We start from the raw sequence: 2,777 nt of genomic DNA, 5'->3' as shown, positions 1-2,777 counted from the left end.
ACATTTGCACCATCAATCGCCGCTTGCAGACCCTCTTCTGTGACTGCAATTGTTTTGCCTCGCCCACTTCGACCATACCAGGCATACACGTTGCCTTCTGTGTAGCCGCCAAGCTCCCGATTTATGGTAGGAAACTTGGACTGCCACACTTTATTAGAATCGCCTTGCTTGCGCTTTTGGTACTCGGTCAAGAACTTACTACCATCATTTAACACGTCTGTGCCGAGCCCTGCAGTGATGCTCGCCTGCAGTTTCGCGCTATGTAGCTCATGTTCGAGCGTTTCAATAAATTCAAGGCTATTCATACTATCGAACTTTTTTTGCAGCTCAGGGTCTTCGAGCACTTTAAAGACAGCTACTTTGCCCGCATAATCTTTGACTTGCTTTGCTAAGTATTCGTAAGTGTCACTTACGTCGGGTATATACTCAAAGTCTTGTACCTGAGCGCTGACAGTGGCATAACTTGGCACAGCGCCTTGCTGATCGTGGTACTGCTTAATAAATCGGAAAGTTTCCGCATCTGCCTTCGTAGGCATGTCTGCTTGCGTAATATTGTACTTAGTCAGCGCCCCAAAATTCTGGTCGTTGATGACCTTATTGAGTAGTAGCTGCGCAAACTGTTTACTTGCCATATTCAATCACTCCTTTCCGAACCTGGTCAATCAACTTATACGCTGCTTTTTCTTTTACTTTGAAGTCAGGCAATCCCGTAGCTTCATAAGCCCCAATATTAAAAAGAGCTTCGTCGAGCAGTTCGTCTATTTTCTGCACCTGTTCTGATGTTGTCAATTTTTTTGTTGGCGCATCAGCGTTTGCAAGTTCCATTTCGACAGTGAGTTTGCCAGTCTTTAAATACTCGTCAGCTTTGTCTGCTCGACACACAAGTGTAACATCATCATCAAAACCTATCTCATATTCACCCGCAGTGCTTGTCAAGTCATATACTGTTTCATATGTGTACCCACGCTCACTAGTTATTTTTTGCTCAGTGATTGAATCAACATAATACAACACACCACTGTAGCCCTGTACCTTCACTAAATCACCTGGCCCGATTTTCATTATTCATCACTCCCAACTTATCGTCACTAAACCAAGACCAGTACTTATTTTGATATCCAAATCTGGAAACACATTTTCCAAATGTCGACGAATCAATAAAGCATTTTTACGAAGAAGTTCTTCCTCATACCCTGTGCAATATAAAATCAGCGATTCTTTACCCTTTTCAACGGCCATTAAAATTAAGTCTTGAATATAGCTCTTGTCAAAGGTTTTTTCAACCCACTTATCCGCATTTTCACGAGAAATGTCTTGTAATTCTTTTTTCGTAAAGTTCATTGTGTGTCCTCCTCAAAAAGTGATCGAATTTCACTCAAATCGTATTCGAGCAACTCTTGAATAAGTTCATCTACAGTCTCAAACGCGCCTAGATATCTGTCCGCGTCGCCGCATTGCAAACAATATGCACCGTTGCTTTCGCAATACTCGTCTTCTACGTATAATCCGCCTAAATGATTTTCCCAAATATGTTTCATTCTGTGTCCTCCTCCATAACTCTCCTCATGTCGTTCTCAAAGTTCCGTTTAACCCTAGCTTTCCATTCTGCTGAAAGGTCTTTGCTGCAATATATTTTTGTGATTTGTTTGATGTAAATCTCATCTTTCACGCCTCTTTCGTTGATGTATGTTATAAAATCACTATGCACACCACTTACAATTCCCAAAGAATACCTTTTGCCATCAAAAGAGTTGTTGATTGCAACCAAATCTCCGATTGACAGCATCGGTTTTACAATTTCAATATATTTTTCATCCATCATTTCACTGACTCGTTTTTCAATGTGCATCGCTAGTCCGACAGTGGCGATAAAGGGAATTAGTGTTATAACGAACAATACGATAGTAAAATTCATTTATTTATCCTCCTCCGAATCTACTAACTTAATGTCGATCTCGCGTATTTTATCAGCGTTGATTAGTGTTATATATCGTGCGCCATCGACAGTGTAAACAAAAGGTACCAATCGGGCGTCTATGCTATCAATGAGCTGTTCTACATTAACATTTTTTATCGTGCAAGTTTCTCCCTCGTCACTTTGATAATAAACGGTCGCTTCGTATTTTTTAGTCATTCTATCTCCTCCTTATCATCAGCTAACATTTTCAATGCCCCATAAATTCGCGGCTCGTTGAGTATGTCTAGTAACGCCTCTTCGTCAAAAAAGTTATCGGCTGTAAGCTCTTTCCAGTCATCCGTTTTCTTTTCTCGATAGAAGATGCCGCCTTCTTCTCCTTTTTTGATTGTCATCACATTTAGCTTTAATTTTTTAGCGTTTTTGAGGAAGGTCTTTTTGTCAAAAAGTTCTTTGGTCATCTTGCATCACATCCATTTTTTGTCACTCATGACCCCATCTAAAAATTAGGGGAACAAACCCCGTAGCCAAAACGTTAGGCTTTTTAGAAACTTTAACCCCACCTAGCTCTTTCGACAACTTATCCATGATGTCATCCATGTGAATGCGAATATGCTCAAAAGAGCCCATTTTGATATCGTAGCTAGCATCAGACAAGCCCTGTTTTGCAGAATTAAGCAACGTCGCTTTTTAAATGTCCTATGTCCACATTTTTTTTTTGAACCACGCATCTACATATTCTGCATTTTGCTTTTCTAATTCTTCCTTAAAATTCATTTATTTATCCTCCTTAAGCTTTTCACCCTTTAAAAGTTTGAATAGCAATGCATTCTGTTGCACGAGTAGTTTGTGTGATTCCCAG

6 protein-coding genes and 1 pseudogene are annotated in these 2,777 nt (G+C 40.1%); all 7 read right to left on the bottom strand.

Annotated elements, in window-relative coordinates; all coding sequences use genetic code 11:
* A pseudogene (locus tag MFLO_RS14125) lies at positions 1 to 632 on the bottom strand (DnaB-like helicase C-terminal domain-containing protein); the annotation flags it as partial.
* Positions 622 to 1,062 (bottom strand): hypothetical protein, encoded by a 441-nt coding sequence (locus MFLO_RS14120; protein ID WP_036098700.1) that lies wholly within the window; start codon positions 1,060 to 1,062, stop codon positions 622 to 624. The pseudogene MFLO_RS14125 and the gene MFLO_RS14120, both read right to left, overlap by 11 nt.
* Positions 1,063 to 1,068: 6 nt before the next feature.
* On the bottom strand, positions 1,069 to 1,341 hold the full coding sequence (locus tag MFLO_RS14115) for a hypothetical protein (protein WP_036098699.1): 273 nt from the start codon (positions 1,339 to 1,341) through the stop codon (positions 1,069 to 1,071).
* Entirely contained in the window at positions 1,338 to 1,538 is a 201-nt protein-coding gene (locus MFLO_RS14110; RefSeq protein ID WP_036098698.1) for a hypothetical protein, read from the bottom strand. The genes MFLO_RS14115 and MFLO_RS14110 overlap by 4 nt, the downstream gene beginning before the upstream one ends.
* Positions 1,535 to 1,915, bottom strand: a complete 381-nt coding sequence (locus tag MFLO_RS14105) for a hypothetical protein (protein WP_036098697.1) — start codon at positions 1,913 to 1,915, stop codon at positions 1,535 to 1,537. The genes MFLO_RS14110 and MFLO_RS14105 overlap by 4 nt, the downstream gene beginning before the upstream one ends.
* Positions 1,916 to 2,134: a hypothetical protein gene (locus MFLO_RS14100; protein ID WP_036098695.1), complete on the bottom strand. Its 219-nt coding sequence runs from the start codon at positions 2,132 to 2,134 to the stop codon at positions 1,916 to 1,918.
* On the bottom strand, positions 2,131 to 2,376 hold the full coding sequence (locus MFLO_RS14095) for a hypothetical protein (RefSeq protein ID WP_036098694.1): 246 nt from the start codon (positions 2,374 to 2,376) through the stop codon (positions 2,131 to 2,133). The genes MFLO_RS14100 and MFLO_RS14095 overlap by 4 nt, the downstream gene beginning before the upstream one ends.
* Between the last annotated feature and the right edge of the window lie 401 nt (positions 2,377 to 2,777).

The organism is Listeria floridensis FSL S10-1187 (assembly GCF_000525875.1).
GTDB classification, from domain to species: Bacteria; Bacillota; Bacilli; order Lactobacillales; family Listeriaceae; genus Listeria; species Listeria floridensis.
This window is presented reverse-complemented; position numbering and strand designations above follow the sequence as displayed.